The organism is Ancylobacter sonchi, assembly GCF_018390695.1.
Taxonomy (GTDB): Bacteria; Pseudomonadota; Alphaproteobacteria; order Rhizobiales; family Xanthobacteraceae; genus Ancylobacter; species Ancylobacter sonchi.
Genome location: NZ_JAHBGF010000016.1, coordinates 108,630 through 134,434, shown reverse-complemented (window position 1 = coordinate 134,434; position 25,805 = coordinate 108,630). Strand labels below are relative to the sequence as shown.

Annotated in this window: 26 protein-coding genes; 10 read left to right on the top strand and 16 right to left on the bottom strand. The window is 69.1% G+C overall.

What is annotated here, in order from left to right; translation table 11 throughout:
• Window positions 1-2: 2 nt before the first annotated feature.
• The 3 genes from trpA to KHC28_RS07990 are packed head-to-tail and all read right to left on the bottom strand — an operon-like array spanning window position 3 to window position 2,820.
• Entirely contained in the window at window positions 3-842 is an 840-nt protein-coding gene (trpA, locus tag KHC28_RS08000; protein ID WP_214007817.1) for a tryptophan synthase subunit alpha, read from the bottom strand.
• The gene (gene trpB, locus KHC28_RS07995; protein ID WP_214008164.1) at window positions 839-1,996 is read right to left on the bottom strand and encodes a tryptophan synthase subunit beta; all 1,158 of its coding nucleotides are present in this window, start codon (window positions 1,994-1,996) and stop codon (window positions 839-841) included. The genes trpA and trpB overlap by 4 nt, the downstream gene beginning before the upstream one ends.
• 50 nt (window positions 1,997-2,046) lie before the next feature.
• Window positions 2,047-2,820 (bottom strand): phosphoribosylanthranilate isomerase, encoded by a 774-nt coding sequence (locus KHC28_RS07990; RefSeq protein WP_214007816.1) that lies wholly within the window; start codon window positions 2,818-2,820, stop codon window positions 2,047-2,049.
• A 213-nt stretch (window positions 2,821-3,033) separates the two neighbouring features.
• Between KHC28_RS07990 and cysP the strand changes: the two genes are divergently transcribed.
• The 3 genes from cysP (at window position 3,034) to cysW (ending at window position 5,955) form a co-directional block, all read left to right on the top strand.
• Window positions 3,034-4,053 carry a thiosulfate ABC transporter substrate-binding protein CysP gene (gene cysP / locus KHC28_RS07985; RefSeq protein WP_214007815.1) on the top strand — a complete coding sequence of 340 codons (1,020 nt, stop codon included), beginning with the start codon at window positions 3,034-3,036 and terminating at the stop codon, window positions 4,051-4,053.
• A 199-nt stretch (window positions 4,054-4,252) separates the two neighbouring features.
• Window positions 4,253-5,074, top strand: a complete 822-nt coding sequence (gene cysT / locus KHC28_RS07980; RefSeq protein ID WP_214007814.1) for a sulfate ABC transporter permease subunit CysT — start codon at window positions 4,253-4,255, stop codon at window positions 5,072-5,074.
• A 2-nt stretch (window positions 5,075-5,076) separates the two neighbouring features.
• Window positions 5,077-5,955 (top strand): sulfate ABC transporter permease subunit CysW, encoded by an 879-nt coding sequence (gene cysW / locus KHC28_RS07975; RefSeq protein WP_214007813.1) that lies wholly within the window; start codon window positions 5,077-5,079, stop codon window positions 5,953-5,955.
• A gap of 18 nt (window positions 5,956-5,973) precedes the next feature.
• On the opposite strand, the gene polA is transcribed toward cysW, so the two are convergent.
• Window positions 5,974-8,922 carry a DNA polymerase I gene (gene polA, locus KHC28_RS07970; RefSeq protein WP_214007812.1) on the bottom strand — a complete coding sequence of 983 codons (2,949 nt, stop codon included), beginning with the start codon at window positions 8,920-8,922 and terminating at the stop codon, window positions 5,974-5,976.
• Window positions 8,923-9,038: 116 nt separating this feature from the next.
• Here polA and truA point away from each other — a divergent pair, with 116 nt between their 5' ends.
• Window positions 9,039-9,788, top strand: coding sequence for a tRNA pseudouridine(38-40) synthase TruA (truA, locus tag KHC28_RS07965; RefSeq protein WP_214007811.1), 750 nt, complete (start codon window positions 9,039-9,041; stop codon window positions 9,786-9,788).
• A gap of 19 nt (window positions 9,789-9,807) precedes the next feature.
• On the opposite strand, the gene KHC28_RS07960 is transcribed toward truA, so the two are convergent.
• Window positions 9,808-11,142: a dihydroorotase gene (locus KHC28_RS07960; protein WP_214007810.1), complete on the bottom strand. Its 1,335-nt coding sequence runs from the start codon at window positions 11,140-11,142 to the stop codon at window positions 9,808-9,810.
• 124 nt (window positions 11,143-11,266) lie between these two features.
• Window positions 11,267-12,319, bottom strand: a complete 1,053-nt coding sequence (locus KHC28_RS07955) for a sensor histidine kinase (RefSeq protein WP_214007809.1) — start codon at window positions 12,317-12,319, stop codon at window positions 11,267-11,269.
• 256 nt (window positions 12,320-12,575) lie between these two features.
• Between KHC28_RS07955 and KHC28_RS07950 the strand changes: the two genes are divergently transcribed.
• The 6 genes from KHC28_RS07950 to KHC28_RS07925 all read left to right on the top strand — a co-directional run bounded on the left by KHC28_RS07950 (window position 12,576) and on the right by KHC28_RS07925 (window position 16,585).
• Entirely contained in the window at window positions 12,576-13,373 is a 798-nt protein-coding gene (locus tag KHC28_RS07950; protein WP_214007808.1) for a Crp/Fnr family transcriptional regulator, read from the top strand.
• A gap of 119 nt (window positions 13,374-13,492) precedes the next feature.
• On the top strand, window positions 13,493-14,338 hold the full coding sequence (gene ygfZ, locus KHC28_RS07945; protein ID WP_214007807.1) for a CAF17-like 4Fe-4S cluster assembly/insertion protein YgfZ: 846 nt from the start codon (window positions 13,493-13,495) through the stop codon (window positions 14,336-14,338).
• Window positions 14,338-14,976 (top strand): DNA-3-methyladenine glycosylase I, encoded by a 639-nt coding sequence (locus tag KHC28_RS07940; protein ID WP_214007806.1) that lies wholly within the window; start codon window positions 14,338-14,340, stop codon window positions 14,974-14,976. The genes ygfZ and KHC28_RS07940 overlap by 1 nt, the downstream gene beginning before the upstream one ends.
• A gap of 32 nt (window positions 14,977-15,008) precedes the next feature.
• Window positions 15,009-15,605 (top strand): YfbR-like 5'-deoxynucleotidase, encoded by a 597-nt coding sequence (locus KHC28_RS07935; RefSeq protein ID WP_214008163.1) that lies wholly within the window; start codon window positions 15,009-15,011, stop codon window positions 15,603-15,605.
• Complete coding sequence (locus tag KHC28_RS07930; protein ID WP_214007805.1) at window positions 15,602-16,105, top strand: tyrosine phosphatase family protein; 504 nt, start codon at window positions 15,602-15,604, stop codon at window positions 16,103-16,105. The genes KHC28_RS07935 and KHC28_RS07930 overlap by 4 nt, the downstream gene beginning before the upstream one ends.
• Before the next feature lie 207 nt (window positions 16,106-16,312).
• Window positions 16,313-16,585, top strand: coding sequence for a hypothetical protein (locus KHC28_RS07925; protein WP_213366745.1), 273 nt, complete (start codon window positions 16,313-16,315; stop codon window positions 16,583-16,585).
• Window positions 16,586-16,591: 6 nt separating this feature from the next.
• Here the strand turns inward: KHC28_RS07925 and KHC28_RS07920 are convergent, their stop codons facing one another.
• The 10 genes from KHC28_RS07920 to KHC28_RS07875 form a co-directional block, all read right to left on the bottom strand.
• Window positions 16,592-17,098: a GNAT family N-acetyltransferase gene (locus KHC28_RS07920; RefSeq protein WP_214007804.1), complete on the bottom strand. Its 507-nt coding sequence runs from the start codon at window positions 17,096-17,098 to the stop codon at window positions 16,592-16,594.
• A 156-nt stretch (window positions 17,099-17,254) separates the two neighbouring features.
• Window positions 17,255-17,494, bottom strand: coding sequence for a 30S ribosomal protein S21 (gene rpsU / locus KHC28_RS07915; RefSeq protein WP_214007803.1), 240 nt, complete (start codon window positions 17,492-17,494; stop codon window positions 17,255-17,257).
• Window positions 17,495-17,694: 200 nt separating this feature from the next.
• A complete protein-coding gene (locus KHC28_RS07910) occupies window positions 17,695-18,318 on the bottom strand; it encodes a DUF1330 domain-containing protein (protein WP_214007802.1) in 624 nt (207 codons plus the stop codon).
• Window positions 18,319-18,355: 37 nt separating this feature from the next.
• Window positions 18,356-19,078 (bottom strand): orotidine-5'-phosphate decarboxylase, encoded by a 723-nt coding sequence (gene pyrF, locus KHC28_RS07905; RefSeq protein ID WP_214007801.1) that lies wholly within the window; start codon window positions 19,076-19,078, stop codon window positions 18,356-18,358.
• 68 nt (window positions 19,079-19,146) lie between these two features.
• Window positions 19,147-19,743, bottom strand: a complete 597-nt coding sequence (locus tag KHC28_RS07900; protein ID WP_214007800.1) for an NADPH-dependent FMN reductase — start codon at window positions 19,741-19,743, stop codon at window positions 19,147-19,149.
• A gap of 114 nt (window positions 19,744-19,857) precedes the next feature.
• Entirely contained in the window at window positions 19,858-20,457 is a 600-nt protein-coding gene (locus KHC28_RS07895; protein WP_214007799.1) for a class I SAM-dependent methyltransferase, read from the bottom strand.
• A gap of 165 nt (window positions 20,458-20,622) precedes the next feature.
• Window positions 20,623-21,768, bottom strand: a complete 1,146-nt coding sequence (dnaJ, locus tag KHC28_RS07890; RefSeq protein WP_214007798.1) for a molecular chaperone DnaJ — start codon at window positions 21,766-21,768, stop codon at window positions 20,623-20,625.
• Window positions 21,769-22,008: 240 nt separating this feature from the next.
• On the bottom strand, window positions 22,009-23,907 hold the full coding sequence (gene dnaK, locus KHC28_RS07885; protein WP_214007797.1) for a molecular chaperone DnaK: 1,899 nt from the start codon (window positions 23,905-23,907) through the stop codon (window positions 22,009-22,011).
• Between the two features lie 283 nt (window positions 23,908-24,190).
• On the bottom strand, window positions 24,191-25,120 hold the full coding sequence (locus KHC28_RS07880; RefSeq protein WP_214007796.1) for a sugar phosphate isomerase/epimerase family protein: 930 nt from the start codon (window positions 25,118-25,120) through the stop codon (window positions 24,191-24,193).
• A 146-nt stretch (window positions 25,121-25,266) separates the two neighbouring features.
• Window positions 25,267-25,650 (bottom strand): VOC family protein, encoded by a 384-nt coding sequence (locus tag KHC28_RS07875; RefSeq protein ID WP_214007795.1) that lies wholly within the window; start codon window positions 25,648-25,650, stop codon window positions 25,267-25,269.
• Window positions 25,651-25,805: the final 155 nt, after the last annotated feature.

Sequence of the window (25,805 nt, the reverse complement as noted above, 5' to 3'; positions counted from 1 at the left end):
CGCTATTCGGCGGCCGCCGGCCGCGCCGTGCGCACCGCTTCCGCCAGCGCCGAGACGAGGCGGGTGACGGCCGGGATGGTGGCGGGCGTCGCCTTCTCCTCGGCGTCGAGCGTGCCGCGCAGCGCGTCGATCAGCGCCGAGCCCACCACCACGCCGTCGGCATTGGCGGCGATGGCGGCGGCCTGCGCCGGCGTCTTGACGCCGAAGCCGACCGCTACCGGGAGCGGCGTATGCGCCTTGATCCGCGTCACCGCCTGCGCGACGGCACCGGCATCCGCCGAGCCCGCGCCGGTGATGCCGGCGATCGAGACGTAGTAGACGAAGCCCGCCGTGTTCTTCAGCACCGTCGGCAGACGCTTGTCGTCGGTGGTCGGGGTGGCCAGGCGGATGAAGGCGAGACCGGCGGCGAGCGCCGGCAGGCACAGCTCGTTATCCTCTTCCGGCGGCAGGTCGACCACCACCAGCCCGTCGACGCCGGCTGCCTTGGCGTCCACCAGGAAGCGCTCGACGCCGTAAATATAGACCGGATTGTAGTAGCCCATCAGCACCACCGGCGTGGTGGTGTCGGTCTCGCGGAAGGCGCGCACCATGGCGAGCGTCTTGACCAGCGTCTGGCCATTCTTCAGCGCCCGCAGGCCGGCGGCCTGGATCGCCGGGCCGTCGGCCATCGGATCGGTGAACGGCACGCCGAACTCGATGACGTCGGAACCGGCGGCCGGCAGCGCCTTCAGCAGCGCCAGCGAGGTGTCGTGGTCCGGGTCGCCGGCGGTGACGAAGGTGACGAGCGCAGCGCGACCCTCGCGGGCGCAAGCCTCGAAGCGTTGGGTGAGGCGCGAGCTCATATGCGGGTTCCCAGAATGTCCGCCACCTGCGGGATGTCCTTGTCGCCGCGGCCGGAGAGATTGACCACCATCAAATGGTCCTTCGGCAGCGTCGGCGCGAGATCGATGACCTTGGCGAGCGCATGCGCCGGCTCCAGCGCCGGGATGATGCCCTCGAGGCGTGACACCAGCTGGAAGGCGGCCAGCGCCTCCTCGTCGGTCGCCGAGATGTAGCTGGCGCGGCCGGTATCGTGCAGCCAGCTATGCTCCGGGCCGATGCCGGGATAGTCGAGGCCGGCGGAGATGGAGTGCGCCTCGGCGATCTGGCCGTCATCGTCCATCAGGAGATAGGTGCGGTTGCCGTGCAGCACGCCCGGCCGTCCGCCGGTGAGCGAGGCGGCATGCTGGCCGCTCGGAATGCCGTGGCCGGCGGCCTCGACGCCCCAGATCTTGACGTGCGGATCGTCAAGGAAGGGGTGGAACAGCCCCATGGCGTTGGAGCCGCCGCCGATGCAGGCGATCAGGCTGTCCGGCAGCCGGCCTTCCTGTTCCAGCATCTGGGCGCGGGTCTCGTGGCCGATGATCGACTGGAAGTCGCGCACCATCGCCGGGTAGGGGTGCGGGCCCGCCACCGTGCCGATGCAGTAGAAGGTGTCGTGCACGTTGGTCACCCAGTCGCGCAGCGCCTCGTTCATGGCGTCCTTCAGCGTCTTGGCGCCGGCCTGCACCGGCACCACCTCGGCGCCGAGCATCTTCATGCGGAACACGTTCGGCGCCTGCCGGGAGACGTCGAGCGCGCCCATATAGACGACGCATTTCAGCCCGTAGCGCGCGCACAGCGTCGCGGTGGCGACGCCGTGCTGGCCGGCGCCGGTCTCGGCGATGATGCGCGGCTTGCCCATGCGGCGGGCGAGCAGGATCTGGCCGAGCACGTTGTTCACCTTGTGCGAACCCGTGTGGTTCAGTTCCTCGCGCTTGAAATAGATCTTGGCGCCGCCCAGGTGCTCGGTGAGCCGCTCGGCGAAATAGAGCGGGCTCGGCCGGCCGACATAGTGCTTCAGCCCGGCATCCATCTCCGCCTTGTAGGCGGGGTCCGCCTTGGCGTCCTGATAGGCCTTTTCCAGATCGAGGATCAGCGGCATCAGGGTCTCGGCGACGAAACGGCCGCCGAACATGCCGAAATGCCCGCTCTCGTCGGGGCCGGTGCGGAAGGAGTTGGGTGCGTTCACGACGTGGAGCTCGTTAGGTTGGCGGGGCTCGTCTGCTCTGCCGGCAGAGATATTGCCGGCAAGGATTCCGCCGGCGAGCCGGCGACGGGTTCGAAATGGCACGCGGCTTCCCGCGCGTGACGGATGAAGGCGGCGATCCGCGCCGGATCCTTGATGCCCGGCGCGCTCTCCACGCCAGACGAAACGTCGACCGCCGGCGCCTGGGTGATGGTCAGCGCCTGCCCGACATTCTCAGGCGTCAGCCCCCCTGACAGCATGAAGGGCTTTGCGAGGTCAAGGCCGCGCAGCAGATTCCAGTCGAACGGCACGCCGTTGCCGCCGGGCAGCGCCGCGCCCCTGGGCGGCTTGGCGTCGAGCAGGAGCCGGTCGACGACATCTTCATAGGCCGGCAGGCGGGCGAGGTCCTCCGCTCCGGCGATGCCGACCGCCTTCCAGATTTCCAGCCCGAAGCGATCGCGCAGAGCGCGGACCCGTTCCGGCGTCTCGTGGCCGTGCAGCTGGAGGATGTCGGGCCGCACGGCGGCGACGATCGCGTCGAGCTCGGCATCATCGGCGTCGACGGTCAGTGCCGCCACGCGCACGCGGTTACCGCCATGCCCGGCCGCCGATCGGTCGCGGGCGCGTTCGGCCAGTGCGGCGGCATCGGCGAGGGCGACATGGCGCGGGCTCCTGGGAAAGAAGACGAGGCCGACCATGTCGGCACCGGCGGCAAGCGCCGCATCCAGCGCCTCCGGCGTCTTCAGCCCGCAGATCTTGATCTCGATGGCCACGCGCATCACTCCTCGGCGCTGCCACTAGCACGGAACCGGCCGTCGGCGCGAGTTTTTGCAGGCTTTTGCCGGGCCTGCCGGATGGAAGGATCGCCGGGGAGCGCGGATTCACCCTTCCGTCACGACAATCGACATGCTAAATCAATTTCGACTGTGGAATTGTTATTTCCACAAATTCTAATCGATAAATCATTGCCGTCTGGAGACTACGCCATGCGCCTGTCGCGCCGCCTCGTCCTTGCCGCCGCCCTGGCGCCCCTCGTGCTCTCGGCGGCCGTGCCGTCGGCGCGGGCCGCCGAGCCGACCTCGATCCTCAACGCCTCCTACGACATCGCCCGCGAGCTGTTCGAGGCGATCAACGCCAAGTTCGAGCCGAGCTACAAGGCGAAGACCGGCAAGGAGATCAAGGTCAACCAGAGCCATGCCGGCACCTCCAAGCAGGCGCGCTCGATCGTCGAGGGCCTGGAGGCGGACGTCGTCACCTTCAACCAGATCACCGACATCCAGTTCCTGGTCGATAAGGGCTTCGTCGCCAAGGACTGGCAGACCCGGCTGCCCAACGCCGCGTCGCCCTGGTATTCCTTCCCCGCCTTCCTGGTGCGCGCCGGCAATCCCAAGAATGTGAAGAACTGGGACGACCTCGTCCGCGACGACGTCAAGCTGGTGTTCCCCAACCCGAAGACCTCGGGCAATGGCCGCTACACCTATATCGCCGCCTATGCCTTCGCGCTGGAGAAGTTCAACGGCGACGAGGCCAAGGCCGACGCCTTCGCCAAGAAGCTGCTCTCCAACGTCGTCGTCTTCGACACCGGCGGGCGCGGCGCCACCACCTCCTTCGTCGAGCGCGAGCAGGGCGACGTGCTGATCACCTTCGAGGCCGAGGTCATCAGCGCCAAGGACGCCTACAAGGAAAAGAACTTCCAGGTCGTGGTGCCGCCGGTGAGCCTGCTCGCCGAGTTCCCGGTCGCAGTGGTCGACAAGGTGGTCGACAAGCGCGGCTCGCGGCAGGTGGCGACCGACTACCTGACCTGGCTCTATTCCACCGAAGGCCAGACCATCGCCGCGCAGGCCAACAACCGCGTCGTCGACAAGGCGGTGGCCGAGCAGTTCAAGGCCAAGTTCGCCCCGGTGCGCCTCGTCAAGGTCGAGGACGTGTTCGGCAGCTGGGACAAGCTGCAGAAGGCCCACTTCGTCTCGGACGGCAAGCTCGACCAGCTCTTCGTCGGCAAATGAGCCTCGCCTCTCCCCGCGCGGCGCCGGGCGGGGAGAGGAGCGCAGATCGGGAATGGCCGGATCGCATCCGGCCATTTTCCGTTCCATCGTCGTGAAAACCGGTGTGGCACTGGACATTGGCGGATAAGTGCGGCATGGCCGGTCCTGCACCGGCCATCGGCCGAGAAGTGGCCGTCGCCGAGGGGAAGGAGCCGAGCCGTTGAACCGCGTCATACCGGGCTTCGGACTGTCGCTCGGCATTACCCTGCTCTATCTCAGCCTCATCGTGCTGCTGCCGCTGGGCGCGCTGGTCTGGCAGGCGCTGGATGTCGGCTGGGAGCGCTACCTCGCCATCCTCTCCGGTCCGCGCACCGCCAACGCCTTCCGCATCACCTTCGGCACCGCCGCGCTCGCCACCGCCTTCAACTGCGTCTACGGCCTCGCGCTGGCCTGGGTGCTGGCGCGCTACGAGTTTCCCGGCAAGCGGCTGCTCGACGCCCTCGTCGACGTGCCCTTCGCCCTGCCGACCGCGGTGGCCGGCCTCGCACTCTCGGCGCTGTTCGTGAAGAACGGCTGGTTCGGCGGCCCGCTGGCGACGCTCGGCATCGATGTCGCCTACACGCCGCTCGGCATCGCCATCGCCATGGCCTTCACCTCGATCCCCTTCGTGGTGCGCACCGTGCAGCCGGTGCTGGAGGACCTGCACGCCGATGTCGAGGAGGCCGCCGCCACGCTGGGCGCCTCGGATCGGCGCATCTTCGCCACGGTGATCTTCCCGGCGATCTTCCCCGCCTTCCTCACCGGGGCGTCGCTGTCCTTCGCGCGCTCGCTCGGCGAGTTCGGGGCGATCATCTTCATCGCCGGCAACCTTCCGGGCAAGACCGAGGTGGTGTCGCTGCTCACCTTCATCCGCATCGAGGAATATGACTACCCGGCCGCCGCCGCCATCGCCGCGACGCTGCTCGCCACCGCCTTCGTGATGCTGTTCCTCGTCAACATGATCCAGCTGTGGCAGCAGCGGCGGATCGGATCGGCGGACTGAACATGGCCGCGCCCCCCACCATTCCCCGCCCGCGCAAGGACGATCTCGGCGCCCGCGTGCGCGTCGGCAGCGGCGCGACGACCCGCCGGGTGCTGATCGGCGCGGTGCTGCTGGTCACCGCGCTCATCCTGGTGGCGCCACTCGCCGCCATCTTCGCCGAGGCGCTGAAGCATGGCTGGGGCGCCTATGCCGCGTCCTTCGCGGCGCCCGACACCCAATACGCCATCTGGCTGACGCTGATCACCGCGCTGGTGGTGGTGCCGATCAATATCGGCTTCGGCATCGCCGCCGCCTGGTGCATCGCCAAGTTCTCCTTCCCCGGCCGCAACCTCCTGGTGGCGCTGGTGGAGCTGCCGTTCTCGATCTCGCCGATCATCGCCGGCGTCGCCTATCTGTTCGTCTATGGCGCGCAGGGGCTGCTTGGGCCGACGCTGGAAGCGTGGGACATCAAGATCATGTTCGCGGTGCCCGGCATCATGCTGGCGAGCCTGTTCGTCACCGCGCCCTTCGTCGCCCGCGAGCTGATCCCGCTGATGATCGCGCAGGGCTCCGAGGAGGAGGAGGCGGCGGTGACGCTCGGTGCCGGCGGCTGGCGCATCCTGCGGCTGGTGACGCTGCCCAATGTCCGCTTCGCCCTGCTCTACGGCGCGGCCCTGTGCAATGCGCGGGTGATGGGCGAGTTCGGCGCGGTGTCGATCGTCTCCGGGAACATCCGTGGCCAGACCAACACCCTGCCGCTGCAGATCGAGCTGCTCTACCAGGACAACAACGCGGTGGCGGCTTTCGCGGTGGCCACCCTGCTCACCGCCGTGGCTCTGGTCACGCTGGTCGCCAAGGCGATCATCGAGCGGCTGGATAAAGCGCGCGAGGCCGCGCACTAGGCGCGGCCGTCCGCCGGCTCAATGCGCCTCGTCCCAATTGGCGGCGGCGCGGGCCTCGACCTTCAGCGGCACGTTGAGCGACACTGCCGGCATCGGCGCCTCCTCCATCACCCGCGTGATCACCGGAATGGTCGCCTCGATCTCGGCGTCCGGAACCTCGAAGATCAGCTCGTCATGCACCTGCAGCAGCATGCGGGCTTCCAGCTTGGCCGCCGCCAGCGCCGCATCCATGCGCGCCATGGCGCGGCGGATGATGTCGGCCGCCGAGCCCTGTAGCCGCGCATTGATCGCGGCGCGCTCGTTGAAGGCACGGATCGACGGGTTCTTGGCGGCGATGTCGGGGTAGTGGCAGCGCCGGCCGAACAGCGTCTCCACATAACCGTGCTCGCGGGCGAAGTTGCGCGTCTCGTCCATATAGGCGCGAATGCCGGGGAAGCGCTCGAAATAGCGTTTGATATAGGCCCCGGCTTCCTCGCGGGGGATCGACAGCTGGTTGGCCAATCCGAACGCCGAGATGCCGTAGATGATGCCGAAATTGATCGCCTTGGCGCGCCGGCGCACCTCGGAGGGCATGCCGGCGATCGGCACGCCGAACATTTCCGAGGCGGTCATGGCGTGGATGTCGAGCCCGTCCTGGAAGGCCTGGCGCAGCGAAGGGGTGTCGGCGATCTCGGCGAGCAGCCGCAGTTCGATCTGCGAATAGTCGGCCGAGACCAGCTTGTGGCCGGGCGCGGCGACGAAGGCCTTGCGGATCTTGCGGCCCTCTTCACTGCGCACGGGGATGTTCTGCAAGTTCGGCTCGGAGGAGGAGAGGCGCCCCGTGGTGGTCGCCGCCAGCGCGAAGGAGGTGTGCACCCGGCCCGAATGCGGGTTCACATAGGTCGGCAGCGCATCGGCATACGTGGATTTCAGCTTCTGGAGCTGGCGCCAGTCGAGGATGCGGCGCGGCAGCTCGTGGCCCTGTTCCGCGAGTTCCTCCAGCACGTCGGCGCCGGTCGACCAGGCGCCGGTCGGGGTCTTGCGCCCGCCGGGGATCTGCATCTTGCCGAACAGGATGTCGCCGAGCTGCTTGGGCGAGCCGGGATTGAAGCTCTCGCCCGCCATCTCGGAGATCTCGGCCTCCAGCCGCGCCATGCCCTGCGCGAAATCGCCGGACAGCCGCGAGAGCATCTGCCGGTCGATGAGGATGCCGCGCCGCTCCATATTGGCGAGCACGGTGACCAGCGGCCGCTCCAGCGTCTCGTAGACGGTGCTCTTGCGCTCGGCGACGAGGCGGGCCTTGAGCGCCTCCCACAGCCGCAGCGTGACGTCGGCATCCTCGGCGGCATACTCCACCGCCTTCTCGATGGAGACCTTGTCGAAGGTGACGGCGCTCTTTCCCTTGCCGGCGACCTCCTCGTACTTGATCGGCGTGTGGTTCAGCCAGCGCACCGAGAGCGGGTCCATGCCGTGCGGCGAGGTACCGGCGTCGAGCACGTAGGAGAGCAGCATCGTGTCGTCATAGGGAGCGATCTCGATGCCGTAGCGGGCGAGGATCAGCCAGTCATATTTGAGGTTCTGGCCGATCTTCAGCACGCCCGCGTCCTCGAGCAGCGGCTTGATGGTCGCGATCGCCTCGGCGAGCGGGATCTGGCCGGGGATCATGCCCTCGCTGAACAGCCCGTCGCCGGCGCCGACATGCTGGAGCGGCACGTAGCAGGCCTCGTTGGGGGCGAGCGCCAACGAAAAGCCGATCAGCTCGGCCTGCATCGCGTCGAGCGAATTGGTCTCTGTGTCGATGGCGACGATGCCGGCCTCGAACGCCTTGCCGACCCACACCCGCAACCGGGCGATGTCCATCACCGTCTCGTAGCGCGTGCGGTCGACGGGGGTCTTGGCCGCGGCCTCGACGCGGGCCACCGCCCGGACGCTCGGCGAAGCCAGGCCATCCGTCGCGGCGCCGGCCGGTGCCGCTGTCCCGGCCTCCGGCGCTTCCTGATCCGCCAGCCCGGCCGCCTCGGCGAAGGCGAGCGAGGCCGGCGCGCCGGCCATCAGCTTCGGATCCGGCTCGATGGCGGCGGCCTCGATCTCATAGGCCTCGGCGACACGGCGGGTCAGGGTGGTGAATTCCATCGCCTTGAGGAAGGCGACCAGCCGCCGGCCCTCCGGCTCCACCACGGCGATCTCGTCGAGCGGTACCTCCACCGGCACGTCGCGCTTCAGCGTCACCAGCTCGCGCGACAGCCGCGCCTGGTCGGCGAACTCGATCAGGTTCTCGCGGCGCTTGTTCTGCTTGATCTCGCTCGCGCGGGCCAGAAGCGTATCGAGGTCGCCGTAGTCGGCGAGCAGCTGCGCCGCCGTCTTGATGCCGATGCCCGGCACGCCCGGCACGTTGTCCACCGAATCGCCGGCCAGCGACTGCACGTCGATCACCTTGTCCGGGGTGACGCCGAACTTCTCGAACACCTCGTCGACGCCGATCGCCTTGTCCTTCATCGGGTCGTACATGCGGACATTGTCGTCGACCAGCTGCATCAGGTCCTTGTCGGAGGAGATGATGGTGACGCGGGCGCCACGCTTCTTCGCCTGCTCGGCATAGGTGGCCATGATGTCGTCGGCCTCGAAGCCGGCCTGCTCGACGCAGGCGAGGTCGAACGCACGGGTGGCCTCGCGGATCAGCGGGAACTGCGGGATCAGGTCTTCCGGCAGGTCCGGACGCTGCGCCTTGTAGAGCGGGTAGATGTCCTTGCGGAAGGTCTGCTCGGACTTGTCGAACACCACCGCGAGATGGGTCGGCTTCGGCTCGAAGCCCTGCGCCCGGACGAGCTTCCACAGCATGTTGCAGAAGCCGGCCACCGCGCCGATCGGCAGCTTGTCGGAGGAGCGGGTGAGCGGCGGCAGCGCGTGATACGCACGGAAGATGTAGGCCGAGCCGTCGATCAGCACGACATGGTCGTTCGGGTCTACGATGTCGGTGCGGTCGGTCATGGCGGGCTCCGTTTCGGGCGCGCACGATGCCCAAGCCTGTCCGTCGGGGCAAGGGCGGGAGCGCAGATAGTGACGGCGCGCCCGCCCGGCGCTACAGAGCGCCGAGGACGAGGACCATGCCCCGCTACAAGCTCACCATCGAATATGACGGCACGCCCTTCGTCGGCTGGCAGATCCAGGCCGAGGGAGCCTCCGTGCAGGGCGCGCTCACCGATGCGGTGGAGCGCTTCACCGGTGAGCGCGTCCATGTGCAGGGCGCCGGGCGCACCGATGCCGGCGTACACGCCACCGGGCAGGTCGCCCATATCGAGCTGGAGAAGCACTGGCGTCCCGACACGGTGCGCGATGCGATGAACGCGCATCTGCGGCCGCTGCCGGTGGCGGTACTGGCGGCGGAGGTGGCGCCGGACGATTTCCATGCCCGCTTCTCGGCCATCGGCCGGCGCTATCTCTACCGCATCATCGTGCGCCGCCCCGATCTGGTGCTCGACCGCGACCGGGCGTGGCGGGTGCTGCGCCCGCTCGACGCGCAGGCGATGGCGGAGGGCGCGCGGCAGCTGGTCGGCCGGCACGATTTCACCACCTTCCGCGCCATTGGCTGCCAGGCCAATTCGCCGGTGAAGACGCTGGACCGGCTGGAGGTGCAGACGGCGCCGCTCGATTTCGGCACGGAGATCCGCGTCCATGCCGCCGCGCGGTCCTTCCTGCACCATCAGGTGCGCTCGATGGTCGGCACGCTGGTGAAGGTCGGCGAGGGTGCCTGGACCCCCGGCGACGTCAAGGCGGCGCTGGAGGCGCGGGACCGCACGCGCTGCGGCCCGATGGCGCCGTCGGCGGGGCTGTATCTGGCGGAAGTGACGTATTGAGTGACCTGCTGAAGCCGCCTCACAGCGGCTTCAGCGCATCCATGAAACGCACCGGCGTGCCGGAGGACGGCGTGGTGAGCTCGCCTTCCCACATCACCTTGGAGCCGCGCAGGAAGGTGCCGACCGGCCAGCCGGTGACCTCGATGCCGTCATAGGGCGTCCAGCCCGGCCGGGAGGCGATCCAGCCATTGGTGATGGTCTCGCGCCGCTTCAGGTCGACCACGGTGAAGTCGGCATCGTAGCCGACCGCGATCCGCCCCTTGGTGGCGATGTTGAACAGCCGCGCCGGCCCGGCGCTCGACAGGTCGACGAAGCGCTCCAGCGTCAGCCGGCCGGCATTCACATGGTCGAGCATCATCGGCACCAGCGTCTGCACGCCGGTCATGCCGGAGGGGCTGTCAGGATAGGGCTTGGCTTTCTCCTCCAGCGTGTGCGGCGCGTGGTCGGAGCCGAGCACGTCGACCACGCCGGCGGCCAGCGCCGCCCACAGCGCATCCCGGTGGCGGGCGTCGCGGACCGGCGGGTTCATCTGCACCAGCGAGCCGAGGCGCTGGTACCAGCTCGCATCCATGGTGAGGTGATGCGGCGTCACCTCGACGCTGGCGACGTCCTTGTTGTCGGCGAGGAACAGCATTTCCTCGGCCGTGGTGACGTGCAGCACATGCACGCGCTTGCCGACCTCGCGGGCGAGGTTGACGAGGCGGGTGGTGGCGGTCAGCGCGGCGATCTCGTCGCGCCACACCGGGTGCGAGGAGGCGTCGCCGGGCACGCGCAGGCCCTTGCGCTCGGCGAGGCGCGGCTCGTCCTCGCAGTGGAAGGAGGCGCGGCGGCGGATCACCTTCAGGATCTCGCGCACGCCGGGGTCGTCGGCCACCAGCAGCGAGCCGGTGGAGGAGCCGATGAACACCTTGATGCCGGCGGCGCCGGGCAGCATTTCGAGCTCCGGCAGGTCCTTCACATTGTCATGCGTGCCGCCGACGAAGAAGGCGAAGTCGCAATGCATGCGCCCGGTGGCGCGGGCGATCTTGTCCTCCAGCGCACTGGCCGAGGTGGTGAGCGGATTGGTGTTCGGCATCTCGAACACCGCCGTCACCCCGCCCATCACCGCCGCGCGCGAGCCGGTCTCCAGGTCTTCCTTGTGCTCCATGCCGGGCTCGCGGAAATGCACCTGGGTGTCGATGACGCCCGGCAGCACGTGCAGGCCGGTGCAGTCGACGGTCTCGCCGGCCTGGGCGGCGTCGAAGGAGCCGATGCCGGCGATGCGCCCGCCGGTCACGCCGACGTCCCGCACCGCGACACCGTCCTGATTCACCACCGTGCCGCCCTTGAGGAGAAGGTCGAAGGTCTGGGTCATGGTGGGGGTCTCCGCTGGTGGAAGCCGATGCATGAAAGCGCTGCGCGCTCTTAGCCCAGTTCCGGCCGCAAGACCACGGCGGAAGAATCGGCCACGGCGGACGGCACGCTCCCGCCCGCCGTGCTCAGGCTATGGCGAATTCCACCCGCACCTCCGTGCCGGTGCCACTGGGGGCGGTGCCGTGCCGGGCTTCGCCGTCGAGCTGGCTGGCGAGACCCTGGATGATCCGCCAGCCGAGGCCCTTGCTCTGGCTAAGGTCGGTGCCCTCCGGCAGGCCGCGCCCGTCATCGGCGATGGCGATTTCGTAGCGCCGCTCGCCGCGTGGCCTCACCGCGAGGCGCAGCGTGCCGGCGTCGCCCGGGGCATAGGCGTGCTTGAGCGAGTTGGTGACGATCTCGGCGACCAGCATGGACAGCGTGGTCAGCTGGGTCACGTTCAGCGGCAGGTCCGGCGAGGCGACCTCGCAGGCGATGCCCTCGACGCCGGCAGCGGCGGTTATCTCGCCGCAGAGCTCGCGCAGATATTGGCCGGTCGGCATGTCGATCCGCTCGGGGGCGTAGAGATGCCGATGGATGCGCGCGATGGTGTCGAGCCGCGCGCGCGCCTCGTCGAGCGCGCCGAGCGCCTGCGCTGGGTCGCCGGCGGCGCGCCGCTTGTGGAGGTTCAGCAGCGCCGCCACGAACTGCATGTTGTTGGCGACGCGGTGCTGCAGCTCCTGGAACATGATGCGCTGGCTCTCATAGAGCCGGGCGGTAGTCTCCTGCTCCTCCCGCAGCTGCTCGGCGGCGCGGAAGGTGAAATGAATCAGCGCGATGTCGATGGTGGCGATGGCGACGAAGAAGGCCAGCGCCAGCAGCGCCTGGCCGTCGGCGATGTCCATGCCGGTCGCCGGGCCGATGAAGAAGACCCAGGCCGCGACGGTGGACAGCGCCGCGCAGGTCAGCCCCGGCCTCAGCCCGCAGAAGAAGGTGGTGAGGATGACCGCCGGAAAGAAGGTGAGGAAGGGGAAGCCCGGCGGCAGCACGTCGTCGACGGCGAATCGCAGCGCCACCGCCGCCGCCAGCATGGCGAGGCCGACCGCGTCGCCCAGCCAGGGGTGACGGCGCAGCGGCCGCGCCGCCGTCACCAGCCTCCAGAACGGCGAAAGCCGCGAGGGGCGGACCGAGGGTTCACTCATGCGGACGGCAGGCCGCTTTCCCGCCGTGGCCGCGCGGAGGATTGCGCTGCGTGTCGTTCCGTCCCGTCGTCCGTTGAACGGCCATCCGCCCGCCTTCTTCCCACCTGATGCGCAAGGCCCCAGGGCGAACATGCCCCTGCATGCCTAGCTCGCTACCTCCCTTGTAGGGCCTGCGCGCGCCGCGTTCTGCGCACTGGTGAACATTTCTTCCCCTACCGCGTTGCCAGTCTACCCAATGCGAACGGAGGGCGGCGGAATGGCGAGCGTGGCCAATGTCGGGATCGGCGGTGCGGCGACCGGCAACAATCTGCTGGCGGCGGTGCGCGACGTGGATTTCGCGCTGCTGCGTAGTCATCTGATGCGGCTGGAGCGGCCCGCCGGCACTGTGCTGTACGAGCCGGGCGACGATGTGCGCACGGTCTATTTCCCCTGCGGGCCGACCCTCATCTCCTTCATGGTGATGCTGGAGGACGGCCGCCCCGCCGAGGTCGGCATGGTCGGGCGCGAAGGCGCGGTTGGCGGCATCGTCAGCCAGGGCCGGCTGCCGGCCTATTGCCGGGCGCAGGTGCAGATCGGCGGGCCGCTGCTGCGGCTCGACAGCGCCGATCTCGAGCGTGCCAAGGAGCAGTCGGGGATGCTGCGCCACCTGTTCGCCCGTTATGCCGATTGCCTGCTGGCGCAGATCTTCCAGTCGGTGGCGTGCAACGCCGCCCATTCCATCGAACAACGCACCGCCAAATGGCTGATCGGCGCCATGGAGCGCACCGGCGACGAGAATGTCCGCCTCACCCAGGAGCAACTCGCCGCCATGCTGGCGGTAGGGCGGTCCTATGTCGGTCGGGTGCTGCATGCGCTGCGCGAGGCGGGGGCGGTCGACACGCGGCGCGGCCGGCTGGTGGTGAGGGACGCGGTCCGCCTGAGGCAGGCCAGCTGCGAGTGTTCGGAGGCGGTTCGCCGCCATTTCGACGAGGTGCTCAGCGGCGTCTATCCCAGCATCGACTTCGCCGGCCACAGCGCCGATATCGGTGCCCCGGCCGCGCCGCGCCGGACGTAAGGAGCGAGCGCCTCTCCGCTCTTGCCGGCGCCGCCCGCTCGCCTTACCTGTGCGAAACGGCCGGTCCGCCGGTCGAGTCGGTATCGATGCCGGCGCCCATCGTGCCGGGAGGCGGCTGCATGCCCATCGCTCTTCTCGAACAGCGTGCTCTCGCCCGGATCGGTGGCGCCGATGCGGCGCATTTCCTCGACAATCTGCTCACCGCCCGCACCCCGGCGCCGGGCGCGGCGCGCTATGCCGCGCTGCTCACCCCGCAGGGCAAGATCATCGCCGACATGTTCGTGCTCGGCGACGAGGACGGCTTCCGCCTCGACCTGCCCGCCGACCGCCTCGCCGAGCTGCTGAAGCGCCTCACCCTCTATCGTTTGCGCGCCAAGGTGGAGATCGCGGCGCTGGAAGGCTGGCGCGTCGGCGTCGCCTGGGGCGGAAGCGAGCCGCCCGTTGGCGCCCCCGCCTTCGCCGATCCGCGCCTGCCGGCGCTCGGCACCCGCTTCCTGCTGGCGCCCGGCGCCGCCGTCGCGCCGGATGCCGACGAGGCCTCTTGGCAGGCGCATCGCGTGGCGCTCGGCGTGCCGGAGGGCGGGCGCGATTTCGCCTATGCCGACGCCTTCCCGCATGAGGCGGACATGGACCAGCTGGGCGGCATCGACTTCGACAAGGGCTGCTATGTCGGCCAGGAGATCGTCAGCCGCATGCAGCACCGCGGCACCGCACGTACCCGCATTGTGCCGTTCGCGGTGTGCGGTACCCCGCCGGCTCCCGGCACGCCGATCCTCGCCGGCGGCAAGACGCTCGGCACGGTCGGCTCCGGCGTCGAGGGGCGGCTTCTGGCGACGGTGCGCCTCGACCGCCTCGCCGAGGCGCGCGAATCCGGGTTGGCCGTCGAGGCGGACGGCGCGACGCTGGTGCCCGAACGGCTCGACTGGGCCAGCTTTGTCATTCCGGGCACCGGGAGCGCCGCCTGATGCACATTCACGCCGACGGTCTCCACCGCTGCAAATGGTGCGGCACCGATCCGCTCTACGTCACCTATCATGACACCGAGTGGGGCGTGCCGGAGCTCGACGACCGCGCGCTGTTCGAGAAGCTGATCCTCGACGGCTTCCAGGCCGGCCTTGCCTGGATCACCATCCTGCGCAAGCGCGACGGCTTCCGCCGCGCCTTCGACGGCTTCCGGCCGGAGATCATCGCCGGCTACGGGCCCGACAAGGTCGAGGTGCTGATGCAGGATGTCGGCATCGTGCGCAACCGCGCCAAAATCGAGGCGACCATCCGCTCCGCCCGCGTCTGGCTCGACATTATGGAGAAGGGGCCGGGGTTCTCGGCGCTGCTGTGGGGCATCAACGGCCCGACCCTGGACAATGGCCGCGAGGTGGGCGACGCGCCCATCGTCACCTCGCCGGTGGCGCAGGCGATGTCGAAGGAGCTGAAGGGCCGCGGCTTCAACTTCGTCGGTCCGACCATCGTCTACGCCTTCATGCAGGCGGTCGGCATGGTCGACGACCATGACGTCACCTGCCACCGGCACGGCGCGCGGGAATTCGGCCCCGGCAAGTTAGAGGCCGCCAAATCCGAGGCCGCCAAATCCGAGGCTTGCCGTTGAGCGCCGCCCGTGCCGCCCGCGCATGGCAGCGCATGCTGTCCGGCCGGCGGCTGGACCTGCTCGATCCCTCGCCGCTCGACGTCGAGATCGAGGACATCGCCCACGGCCTCGCCCGCGTCGCCCGCTGGAACGGCCAGACCAGCGGCGAGCACATCTTCTCCGTCGCCCAGCACTCGGTGCTGGTGGAACTGATCGCCCGCCGGCAGGCGCAGGCCGCCGGCGTCGACCTCGACCGCCGCTGGCGCCTCGCCATGCTGCTGCACGACGCTCCGGAATATGTGGTCGGTGATATGATCAGCCCGTTCAAGGCGGTGATCGGCGGCGACTACAAGAGTGTCGAGGCACGCCTTCTGACGGCGATCAGCCTGCGCTTCGGCCTGCCGGCGCAATGGCCGGCGGTGCTGGTCGGCAAGGTGAAGGCGGCCGACCGCGCCAGCGCCTTCCTGGAGGCCACCCGCCTCGCCGGCTTCGAGGTCGGCGAGGCCCGGCGCTTCTTCGGCGCGCCGTTTCCGCTCGATGCCGCCGCCGAGCGCGAGCATCTCACCCCGTGGAGCGCCGGCGAGGCCAAGATGCGCTTCCTCGCCCGTTTCACCGAACTCGTCGACCCGGCGCCCGGAGCCCCGAAATGATCCATGTCTGCCCGCTCTCGCGCCTCGAGGAAACGGTGACGCGCACCGGCGCCTCGCATGTGCTCACCGTCATCAATGTCGGCACGCCGGTGCTGCGCCCGGCCGTCATCCGCGCCGAGGATCATCTCTTTGTCGGCTTCAACGACATCGTGGCGCCGCAGGAAGGGCTGATCCACCCGGCCGCGGAGCATGTGGCGGCGATCCTCGCCTTCGCCCGTCGCTGGCCGCGCGAGGCGCCGCTGGTGGTGCACTGCTTCGCCGGCATCAGCCGGTCCACCGCCTCCGCCTTCATCGCTGCCTGCGCGCTCGACCCCGAGCGCGAGGAGATGGCGATCGCCCGCGCCCTGCGCGCGGCATCGCCCAGCGCCACGCCGAACGCGCTCCTGGTGTCGCTCGCCGACGCTGCGCTCGGCCGGCAGGGCCGCATGAGCGCGGCGGTCGCCGCCATCGGCCGGGGCCGCGAGGCGATGGAAGGCGAGCCCTTTGAGCTCGCCTACTGATCCCGCTACGTGCTAGGTCGGGCAGGCTGACCTTCGGGGACCATGCTGCGGCCGCATTCTGCGGCTATTGCGCAACAGTCGCGACCGAAATGACACAATGCGGCGGTTTCCCGACGGCCGTTAACCCTTGTTCAAAACATGAGGGGACCATCGGGATCGTCGTGCTATGGTGAGTCGGTCGCGCTTGATGCGCGCGGAGGTGCCAGCTTGTCCGAGATTACCGATCCGACCGCCATCGATCCCGCTGCCGAGCGGGCGCAGGAAGACGAGCGCCATGCCGCGCTTGCCTATCTCGACGAGGCGTGGAACGAGGCGGTTTATGACGGCCTCGACGAGGACTGTCTCGCGCAGGCGGCGCTGTTCACCGCCATCCGTTCGATGGTCGCCACCTATGGCGAGGACGCGGCCGCCGATTTCGCGGCGCGGCTTGCCGAGCGCATCCGCGCCGGCGAATACACCGTGCCGATGAACCGCCAGTGAGGCGCGTCAGCCGGGCGGGGATGCCCGGCTGAGAATATCCAGTCCGTCGACGTCGGTCTCGCAGGTCGCCCAGCCGCGGCGGCGATAGAAATCCGCCTTCTCCGGCAGCGCGGCAAGATAGACGCGCGCATGGCCGAGGCGGAAGGCGAGACGGCTCGCCGCCTCCGTCAGCGCCGCGCCGATGCCGGCCCGCCGATGCGCCGGCTCCACCCACAACGCCGCCACCCAGGGCGACAGCGCCGGCCGCTGCTCCATGTCGCTTGCGATCAGCGAGGCGGTGCCGAGGAGTTGCGTGCCGCGCAGCGCGACGAGGGTGGTCGGAACGGGCGCAACGCCGAGGCTTTCCTCCAGCCGTGCCCGCACCGCGTCGAGCGGCACGCCCTGATCGCGCCACCAGGCCCGCCAGATCCGATCGGCGACGAGGGCCGCCACATGAGTGGCCGTGCGCAGGTCGCGGATCGGCGTTCCCTCCGGTAGGGGCGGGGCGACGGGCCGGTCAGGTGCGTCGGTCATCCTGCCGCTCCTTGTCCGCTCGCGGCATTGCCGGGGATATCGCGTCGTGTGGGCGGCGTCGCGACGGCGACGCCGGCGCAAACGCCAAAAAGCGCGGCGACAACGTCACCGCGCTCATGGATATCGGTATCCGGAGGCCCCGTGGGGCCGTGCCGCTCAGCGAGCGCCGGCGACGACCTTCGGCTTGGACGGCAGCAGGCCTTCGCGCTGGGCGCGCTTGCGGGCCAGCTTGCGGGCGCGGCGGATGGCCTCGGCCTCCTCGCGGGCGCGCTTCTCGGAAGGCTTCTCGTAGTGACCGCGCAGCTTCATCTCGCGGAAAATGCCTTCGCGCTGCATCTTCTTCTTGAGGGCCTTCAGGGCCTGATCGACATTGTTGTCCCGAACAAGAACCTGCACGTGTCTTCCTCTTCGTGCCTTCGCTATTGCGATGCGTTGAATCTCGGAGATCGGGGGAAAGGCGTTCCGAAAACCAGTCGGGACGGCACTCTGCCGATCAAGGTGTGCGCACATAGCAGAACCGTTTCTGCTTGTCCACAGGCCGCGCGGGAGCGCTCCGGCGAATCCCGCCGATGCGGCCACTTTCGCGTGAAAACCGCCTATTCCGCGCCGCGGATGATGATCACCTCGGCTTCGGCGGCCGCCTTGCGGAACACCAGCGCGGCCTGATAGGCGGCCGAGTGATAGGCGGTGCGGGCGGTCTCGTAGTCCTTGAAGGCGAGCACCACGTTGCGCGAGCGAGCAGGGCCGTGCACCGCCGCATGCCGGCCGCCGCGCACCAGGAACCAGCCCTTCGAGGCCTCGACGGCGGTGGCGTCGGCAGCGATATAAGGCTTGTAGCCTTCGGGATCGTGCACGTCGATGCGCATCACCCAATAGGCGGTGCCGGGGCCGCTGGCCGGTCCGTCGATCACGCCCGCCGCCGGCTGGTTGCCTTCATATTGCTCGACGACCAGATGCTCGCCGTCGGAAGAGGCGAGGCGGTGCTGGTAGGCGGCTTGGTATTCCGGCGACTGGAAGCAGGCGAGCGCGGTGTCGTAGTCCTTGAATTCCACCACGACATTGCGCGAGCGCGCCACGCCCTCGGGCGCCTCGAACTCGCCGCCGCGCACCAGGAAGCGGCCGCCAAAAGCGGCGATCGCGGCGTCGGCTCCGGCGACATAGGGCTTGTAGGCCTCGGTGTCGCGCACGTCGATGCGGCTGATCCAGTAACCCTTGGCCATGCTGGTGAACCTTTCCCTGTTCGGAAAACCCGGTCGCTCAGGCGAGCGCGGCGGCGATCTCGGCCTGCACGGCGCGGGCGGCGGCGGCCGGGTCCGGCGCGCCGACGATCGGCCGGCCGACCACGAGATGGTCGGCGCCGGCGCGGATGGCGTCGCCCGGCGTGGCGATGCGCTTCTGGTCGCCGGCGGCGGCGCCGGCCGGGCGCACGCCGGGGGTGACGATGGCGCGCCTCGGCCCCAGCACCTCGCGCACCATGGCGGCGTCGGTCGGAGCGCAGACGATGCCGTCTATGCCGGTCTCGCGCGCCTGTTCCACCCGCCGGCGCACCGTGGCGTCGACGCCGGCGGCATAGCCGGCCTCGGCGAGGTCGGCCTCGTCATAGGAGGTCAGCACGGTAACGGCGAGGATGCGCAGCGGGCTGGCGCCCTTGCCTTCCATCGCCGCGCGCATGGTCTGGGGGTAGGCGTGCACGGTGAGGAAGCTGGCGCCCATATGGGCGACGCTCGCCACGCCCTTCGCCACCGTGTTGCCGATGTCGTGCAGCTTGAAGTCGATGAAGACCTTCTTGCCCTCGCCGATCAGCTCGCGGGCGAAGCCGAGGCCGCCGGCGAAGCCGAGCTCATAGCCGATCTTGTAGAAGCTCACCGTGTCGCCGAGCCGGGAGACCACATCCTCCGCCGCCCGGAGCGAGGGCAGGTCGAGGGCGACGATCAGCCGATCGCGCGGATCGGGAACGGCAAGGCGCGCGGCGGGGCTCATCGGCAGTCTCCGGTCGGCGGGCTCTTGGACGATCCGGCCGCATCTCGGCGCGGTGGCCCGCAATGGCGCTAGGCGCGCAGGCCCGCGCGCAGCGCCGACTGGTCGATAAGCGTGCGGAGCGTTCCGCGCAAGCGTTCCAGCTGCCGTTCGTCCTTGAAATCGCCGGCGTCGGTGAAAGCCTGGTGCGCGGCGGGCACCATCGCCTGCTCGGCGAGCACCAGCGCGCTGAGGCCGAGCGCCAGCACCTGGCGCAGCATCATCGCGGCGCGATAGCCGCCGAGCGCGCCCGGCGAGGTCGAGCCGATGGCGAAGACCGGCCCCTTGAACGGGTCATGGCCGCCGCCTCCCGGCGCGCCCTTGGCGCGGCTGGCCCAGTCGATGGCGTTCTTCAGGAGCGGCGGCACGGCGGCATTATATTCCGGCGTGGCGATGAACACGCCGTCGGCCAGCGCCAGCTGGCTACGCAGCTGCTCGGCCGCCTGCGGCACGCCCTCCTCGGCTTCGAGGTCGGCGTCGTAGATCGGCAGCGGATAGTCCTGAAGCGAGATCAGCACCGGCTCGGCGCCGAGCAGGGCGAGTTCCTTGGCGGCGATCGCCGCGAGCGTCGCCGAATAGGAGCCGGTGCGGATCGAGCCGGAGAAGGTGAGGATCTTGGGCGGGCGCATGGGAGTCTCCGCGCAGAAGGAAACGCTGCGAACCGGAACCATTGGGAACCGGAACGCCGGATGCCGGCACGGCGGAGCGGCACCGCCGGCCGCGCCGCCCGTCGAGGGCCGGTGTCAGGCGGTGCGGGAACGATACACCCAGACGCGCGCCGGCGGCAGGTTGGCCCAGACGCGCGGGCTGCGATGGGCGTCGAAGCGCTCGGCCTGCAACGGCACCGGCGAGACCACCGCATAGGTGAACTGGATGAACGGCGCCTGCGGCCGCGACAGCTCGAAGGACTGGTCGAGCAGGCTGTAGCGTTCCGCCACCGGGCGGGTGAACAGCGGCAGCGAGGACACCACCGCCGCCGCCGGCTTGTCGAGCATGCCGTCCAGCGTCTTGCTGATGCCATAGGCGTCGCCGCGGATCACGTTCACGCCGGGAAAGCGCGCTTGCAGCAGCTTGCAGAATTCCGGGTTGTACTCGATCAGCACCAGTCGCTCGGGCGCGACGCCGCGGGCGAGCAACGCCGCCGTCACCGGGCCGGTGCCGGGGCCGAGCTCGATGATCGGCCCGTCCGAATCGGGGTCGACATAGCCGGCCATGGTGCGTGCCAGCGCCCGGCCGGAGGGCGACACCGCCCCGGTACGGAGCGGGTCCTGGAGCCAGGATTGCAGGAAGCGGACTTCGTCGGGACGCGACTTCGGGCTGTCGGAGCAGGAGCGATGCAGCATGCCACTTGGATTCCAAAGCGCCGAAACGACCGGCCGTGAATGAAGGGAACGAAAGGCAATCCGCGAAGACTAGGCGCGCTATTGGGCAATGTTAAGTCACGGCGATGACGCAGCCGTTACACCCCGATGACGTTCCGGTTGCTGCCGATGCGTCAGTCACGGGCATCATTCCGCATCCCCGGCGAAGAAATCCTTCACCTTGGCGAAAAAGCCGTGCGCCTCGGGGTGGTTCTCCTTGGAGGATTCCGTCTCGAACTCGGCGAGCAGCTCGCGCTGGCGGCGGGTGAGGTTCTGCGGCGTTTCCACCACCACCTGCACATACATGTCGCCGCGATTGCGGGTGCGCAGCACCGGCATGCCCTTTCCGGCGAGCCGGAAGCGCTTGTTGGACTGGGTGCCCTCGGGGATCTTCACCTTGGAAGTGTCGCCGTCGATGGTCGGCACCTCGAAGGAACCGCCCAGCGCCGCCGTCACCATGGAGATCGGCGCACGGCAGAACAGGTCGGCGCCGTCGCGCTGGAAGAAATCGTGCGGGCCGATCGAGAGGAAGATGTAGAGGTCGCCCGCCGGGCCGCCGCGCGCGCCGGCCTCGCCCTCGCCGCCGAGGCGGATGCGGGTGCCGTCCTCGACGCCGGCGGGGATGCCGACCTGCAGCGTGCGCTCCTTGGTGACGCGCCCGGCTCCGGCGCAGGCCGGGCAGGGATCCTCGATCACCTGGCCGCGACCCTGGCAGCTCGGGCAGGTGCGCTCCAGCGTGAAGAAGCCCTGCGCCTGCCGCACCCGTCCGGCTCCGCCGCAGGTGCGGCAGGAGGTCGGTTGGGTGCCGGGCTTGGCGCCGGTACCGGTGCAGGCCTCGCAGGTGATGGAGGTCGGCAGGTGGATGGTGGCATCCTTGCCGCCGAACGCCTCCTCCAGCGTGATTTCCATATTGTAGCGCAGGTCGGCGCCGCGCTCGCGCCCGGTGCCCCGCCCGCCGCCGCCGCCGCCACGCCGGCCGCCGCCCATGCCGAACAGGTCGTCGAAGATGTCGGAGAAGGTGGAGGCGAAGTCGTTGCCGAAGCCGGCGCCCGCCCCGCCCCCGCCATTCTCGAAGGCGGCATGGCCGAAGCGGTCATAGGCGGCGCGCTTCTGCGGGTCCTTCAGCACGTCATAGGCTTCGCTGATCTGCTTGAAGCGGTCCTCCGCCCCGGTGTCGCCGGGGTTCTTGTCGGGGTGCCACTTCATGGCGAGCTTGCGATAGCTCGACTTCAGCTCCCCGTCCGAGCAGGTGCGGGTCACTTCGAGCAGTTCGTAATAGTCAATCTTGGCCATGGGTCGCCGTGCCGCCGAATTGTTTCGTCCACTGGCCAGCCGCTCCGCGCGAATCCCTGGTCAAATCCCAGGGAAGGCGCGCGGCTGGCGGGACATTCGGGCCCGTTACATGCAGGAAACTTGCCGCCGGCAGCCTGGTCCGCCGGGAAACGGACGGAAGGTGGCGGCGGTCTGCCTGCATCGTCATTACAAAGCCGCCCCGGAAGCGGACTCCCGGGGCGGGGATTGCGAAAAAGCCGATCAGGCCGACTTCTTCTTGTCGTCGTCGACTTCGGTGAACTCGGCGTCCACCACGTCGTCCTTCGGCGCGCCGGCCTCGGCCTCGCCGCCGCCCTGCTGCGCGGCGTACATCGCCTCGCCCAGCTTGAGCGAGGCCTGGGCGAGGGCGTTGGTCTTGGCGGCGATCGCCTCGGCGTCGTCACCCTCCAGCGCGGTGCGCAGCTCGGCGACGCCAGCCTCGATCGCGCCCTTCTCGGCCGCGCCGACCTTGTCGCCATGCTCGGCGAGGGCCTTCTCGGTCGAGTGGATCAGCGCTTCGCCGTGGTTCTTGGCTTCCACCACCGCGCGGCGCTTCTTGTCCTCGGCGGCGTGGCTCTCGGCGTCCTTCACCATCTTGTCGATGTCGGCGTCCGACAGGCCGCCCGAAGCCTGGATGCGGATCTGCTGTTCCTTGCCGGTGCCCTTGTCCTTGGCCGACACGTTCACCAGACCGTTGGCGTCGATGTCGAAGGCGACCTCGATCTGCGGCACGCCGCGCGGCGAGGGGGGAATGCCGACGAGGTCGAACTGGCCGAGGATCTTGTTGTCCGCCGCCATTTCGCGCTCGCCCTGGAACACGCGGATGGTCACCGCGGTCTGGCCATCTTCCGCCGTGGAGAACACCTGGCTCTTCTTGGTCGGGATGGTGGTGTTGCGGTCGATCAGGCGGGTGAACACGCCGCCCAGCGTCTCGATGCCGAGCGAGAGCGGGGTGACGTCGAGCAGCAGCACGTCCTTCACGTCGCCCTGCAGCACGCCGGCCTGGATGGCGGCGCCGATGGCGACCACTTCATCCGGGTTGACGCCCTTGTGGGGCTCCTTGCCGAAGAACTGCTTCACGATCTCCTGCACCTTCGGCATGCGGGTCATGCCGCCGACCAGCACCACCTCGTCGATCTGCCCGGCGGACAGGCCGGCGTCCTTGAGCGCCTTGCGGCAGGGCTCGACGGTGCGCTGGATCAGGTCGTCCACCAGCGCCTCGAACTTGGCGCGGGTGAGCTTCATGGTCAGGTGCTTCGGCCCGGAGGCGTCGGCGGTGATGAAGGGCAGGTTGATCTCGGTCTGCTGCGCGCTCGACAGCTCGATCTTCGCCTTCTCGGCGGCTTCCTTCAGCCGCTGGAGGGCGAGCTTGTCGTTGCGCAGGTCGATGCCCTGCTCCTTCTTGAACTCATCCGCCAGGTAGTTCACCAGGCGCATGTCGAAGTCTTCGCCGCCGAGGAAGGTGTCGCCATTGGTCGACTTCACCTCGAACACGCCGTCGCCGATCTCGAGTATCGACACGTCGAACGTGCCGCCGCCGAGGTCATACACGGCGATGGTGCCGGCCGACTTCTTGTCGAGGCCGTAGGCGAGCGCGGCAGCCGTCGGCTCGTTGATGATGCGCAGCACTTCGAGGCCGGCGATGCGGCCGGCGTCCTTGGTGGCCTGGCGCTGGGCGTCGTTGAAATAGGCCGGGACGGTGATGACCGCCTTGTCGACCTTGGCGCCGAGATACGCCTCCGCGGTCTCCTTCATCTTCTGCAGCGTGAAGGCGGAGATCTGCGAGGGCGAATATTTCTTGCCGTCCGACTCGAGCCAGGCGTCGCCATTGTCACCCTTCACGATGGAATAGGGGACCAGCTTCTTGTCCTTCTCGATGATCGGATCGTCGTAGCGGCGGCCGATCAGGCGCTTCACCGCGAAGAAGGTGCGCTCGGGATTGGTGACCGCCTGGCGCTTGGCCGGCTGGCCGACGAGGCGCTCGCCATCCTCCGTGAAGGCGACGATGGAGGGCGTCGTGCGGGCGCCCTCGGCGTTCTCGATCACTTTCGGCGAGGTGCCTTCCATGACGGCGACGCAGCTATTGGTCGTACCGAGGTCGATACCGATGACTTTAGACATGTACATTCTCCTTCTGGCAGGCCGGCCGGACCTCATTGAGCACCCGGAGAGGATGGCACTGGCGCATCGCGCTGAGCCCTCCCCCGGACCGGCCCCCGATAGATTGGGTACGGCGCTTTTTCATCGCGCCGTTCGCCGCCGATATAGGGGCGGCGTTCCGTGCCTGCAAGAAGCCTTCTGGGCAAGAACCCGCTCGAAACCGCCCGCGCCCGGGCCGTCGCGCCGGAATCGACGACGCCGGCTGCCCGCGCGGCTTTCCCGCGGCGGGCGTTCCGCCGGCGGGTCAGGCGGCGACGGCGTTCTCGACGCCGCGGAACCGCGCCGCCAGCGCCCGGAGCGCCGGCACCTGCGGGCGGATTTCCCGCCAGTGGCGCGGATTGAGTTCGAGGATCGCCACCGCGCCGGGGGCCAGCGGCACCGCTTCCGCCACCGCCTGCCAGTCGATGTCGCCCCAGCCGATCGGCAAATGCAGGTCGCCCTCGCCGAAGGCCGCCGCCTCGGCCGGGTGGTAGGTCCACAGGTCGCTCGGCCGGCCGAAGCTGTCATGCAGGTGCAGATGCGCGACGTAGGGCGCCAGCGCGGCGATCTCGATCAGCGGATCGTGCCGGATCTCGGCGCAGCGGATGAAGGCATGGCTGACATCGAGCGTCGCCCTCACCGCCCTGTGGTCGATGGCGGCGATCTCGCCGGCGAGTTTCAAGGGGGTCGCGGTCTCGCGGGCGCCGGCGAAGCGGAAGATGTTCTCCACGCACAGCGTCACGCCGGCGCTGGCGGCCTTGTCGCCGGCGCGGTCGAGCGCGTCGCGCTGGCGGGCATAGGCGACCTCGATGTCGTCGCCCTGCTCGCGCACCATGCCGGTATGGATGACGAGATGGGCGGCGCCGACGGCACCGGCGATCTCGATCGAGGCTTCCAGCACCGCCTCGTGGCGGGCCAGCCGCTCGGGCACGTCCATCAGGTTGATCGCCAGCGGCCCGTGCATCGTGTAGCCGAGCCTGCGGCCGGCAAGGGCGCGGGAGAGGTCGGTGAGGCGGGTGGAGAGCACGCGGCCGCCGACGATGAGATGCCACGCATAGGCCGGCAGCTCCACCACATCGACGCCGAGCGCCTCCGCTTCGTCGAGAGAAAGGCCGAGGTCGTCGAACTCGGGACTGCCTTCACGCAGGGAATAGCCACAGGCACGTATGGGGGAAGCCGGGAGGGGCATCTGCATCGTTCGGATCATCCTTCACTTCGCAGGTGGATGGACGCGGCCGCGCCGCTTGCGCGACGCAACTGCGCCCGCAACATGACACGCGAATGTCGGAATCGCCTAATGCCCCTGGGGCATCCGGAGGGTCATAAGGGCCTTGAGCCGCCTCACATTTTCGGCGAAATCCAGCCCATTACAGCGCCTTCGGCGTCCTTCACCACCGCGATGCGGCCGACCCCCGGCACGTCGAACGGGCCCTTGAGCACCTTGCCGCCGGCGGCCGTCGCCTCCTTCGTGCTGGCATCGACATCGTCGACGGCGAGATAGGTCATCCAGTGCGGCGGTATGGGGTCGAATTCCGGGCCCTTCATCGGAAATACGCCGCCAATGTCGGTGCCGTCCTTGCGGATGATCCAGTAGGTATCGTCGCCCATCGGCATCGGCACGAAGTCCCAGCCCATGAGCCGGCCGTAGAAGCCCTTGGCGGCCTCGACATCGTGGCTGTTGAGCTCGTTCCAGACGACGGTGCCGTGTTGTGGGGTGTGGGCCATGGGTGTCCTCCCTTTGTTTGTTGTCGGCCGGTCGCGCCCGGCCGGTCACGTTAACGGCTCGGATACGATACGTCGAAAAAAGCGTACCGGGCAGTATCGGCAAGCCCCGCCGCTGCTGCCATCTTGATGCCGTCATCGCTTGCGATGTCGCCGGA

Excerpts from the sequence above, each read along its gene's own strand:
- trpA (WP_214007817.1), bottom strand. The coding sequence starts at position 842 with ATGAGCTCGCGCCTCACCCAACGCTTCGAGGCTTGCGCCCGCGAGGGT.
- trpB (WP_214008164.1), bottom strand. The coding sequence starts at position 1,996 with ATGTTCGGCGGCCGTTTCGTCGCCGAGACCCTGATGCCGCTGATCCTC.
- cysP (WP_214007815.1), top strand. The coding sequence starts at position 3,034 with ATGCGCCTGTCGCGCCGCCTCGTCCTTGCCGCCGCCCTGGCGCCCCTC.
- cysW (WP_214007813.1), top strand. The coding sequence starts at position 5,077 with ATGGCCGCGCCCCCCACCATTCCCCGCCCGCGCAAGGACGATCTCGGC.
- polA (WP_214007812.1), bottom strand. The coding sequence starts at position 8,922 with ATGACCGACCGCACCGACATCGTAGACCCGAACGACCATGTCGTGCTG.
- truA (WP_214007811.1), top strand. The coding sequence starts at position 9,039 with ATGCCCCGCTACAAGCTCACCATCGAATATGACGGCACGCCCTTCGTC.
- KHC28_RS07960 (WP_214007810.1), bottom strand. The coding sequence starts at position 11,142 with ATGACCCAGACCTTCGACCTTCTCCTCAAGGGCGGCACGGTGGTGAAT.
- KHC28_RS07955 (WP_214007809.1), bottom strand. The coding sequence starts at position 12,319 with ATGAGTGAACCCTCGGTCCGCCCCTCGCGGCTTTCGCCGTTCTGGAGG.
- KHC28_RS07950 (WP_214007808.1), top strand. The coding sequence starts at position 12,576 with ATGGCGAGCGTGGCCAATGTCGGGATCGGCGGTGCGGCGACCGGCAAC.
- ygfZ (WP_214007807.1), top strand. The coding sequence starts at position 13,493 with ATGCCCATCGCTCTTCTCGAACAGCGTGCTCTCGCCCGGATCGGTGGC.
- KHC28_RS07940 (WP_214007806.1), top strand. The coding sequence starts at position 14,338 with ATGCACATTCACGCCGACGGTCTCCACCGCTGCAAATGGTGCGGCACC.
- KHC28_RS07935 (WP_214008163.1), top strand. The coding sequence starts at position 15,009 with ATGCTGTCCGGCCGGCGGCTGGACCTGCTCGATCCCTCGCCGCTCGAC.
- KHC28_RS07930 (WP_214007805.1), top strand. The coding sequence starts at position 15,602 with ATGATCCATGTCTGCCCGCTCTCGCGCCTCGAGGAAACGGTGACGCGC.
- KHC28_RS07920 (WP_214007804.1), bottom strand. The coding sequence starts at position 17,098 with ATGACCGACGCACCTGACCGGCCCGTCGCCCCGCCCCTACCGGAGGGA.
- KHC28_RS07910 (WP_214007802.1), bottom strand. The coding sequence starts at position 18,318 with ATGGCCAAGGGTTACTGGATCAGCCGCATCGACGTGCGCGACACCGAG.
- pyrF (WP_214007801.1), bottom strand. The coding sequence starts at position 19,078 with ATGAGCCCCGCCGCGCGCCTTGCCGTTCCCGATCCGCGCGATCGGCTG.
- KHC28_RS07900 (WP_214007800.1), bottom strand. The coding sequence starts at position 19,743 with ATGCGCCCGCCCAAGATCCTCACCTTCTCCGGCTCGATCCGCACCGGC.
- KHC28_RS07895 (WP_214007799.1), bottom strand. The coding sequence starts at position 20,457 with ATGCTGCATCGCTCCTGCTCCGACAGCCCGAAGTCGCGTCCCGACGAA.
- dnaJ (WP_214007798.1), bottom strand. The coding sequence starts at position 21,768 with ATGGCCAAGATTGACTATTACGAACTGCTCGAAGTGACCCGCACCTGC.
- dnaK (WP_214007797.1), bottom strand. The coding sequence starts at position 23,907 with ATGTCTAAAGTCATCGGTATCGACCTCGGTACGACCAATAGCTGCGTC.
- KHC28_RS07880 (WP_214007796.1), bottom strand. The coding sequence starts at position 25,120 with ATGCAGATGCCCCTCCCGGCTTCCCCCATACGTGCCTGTGGCTATTCC.
- KHC28_RS07875 (WP_214007795.1), bottom strand. The coding sequence starts at position 25,650 with ATGGCCCACACCCCACAACACGGCACCGTCGTCTGGAACGAGCTCAAC.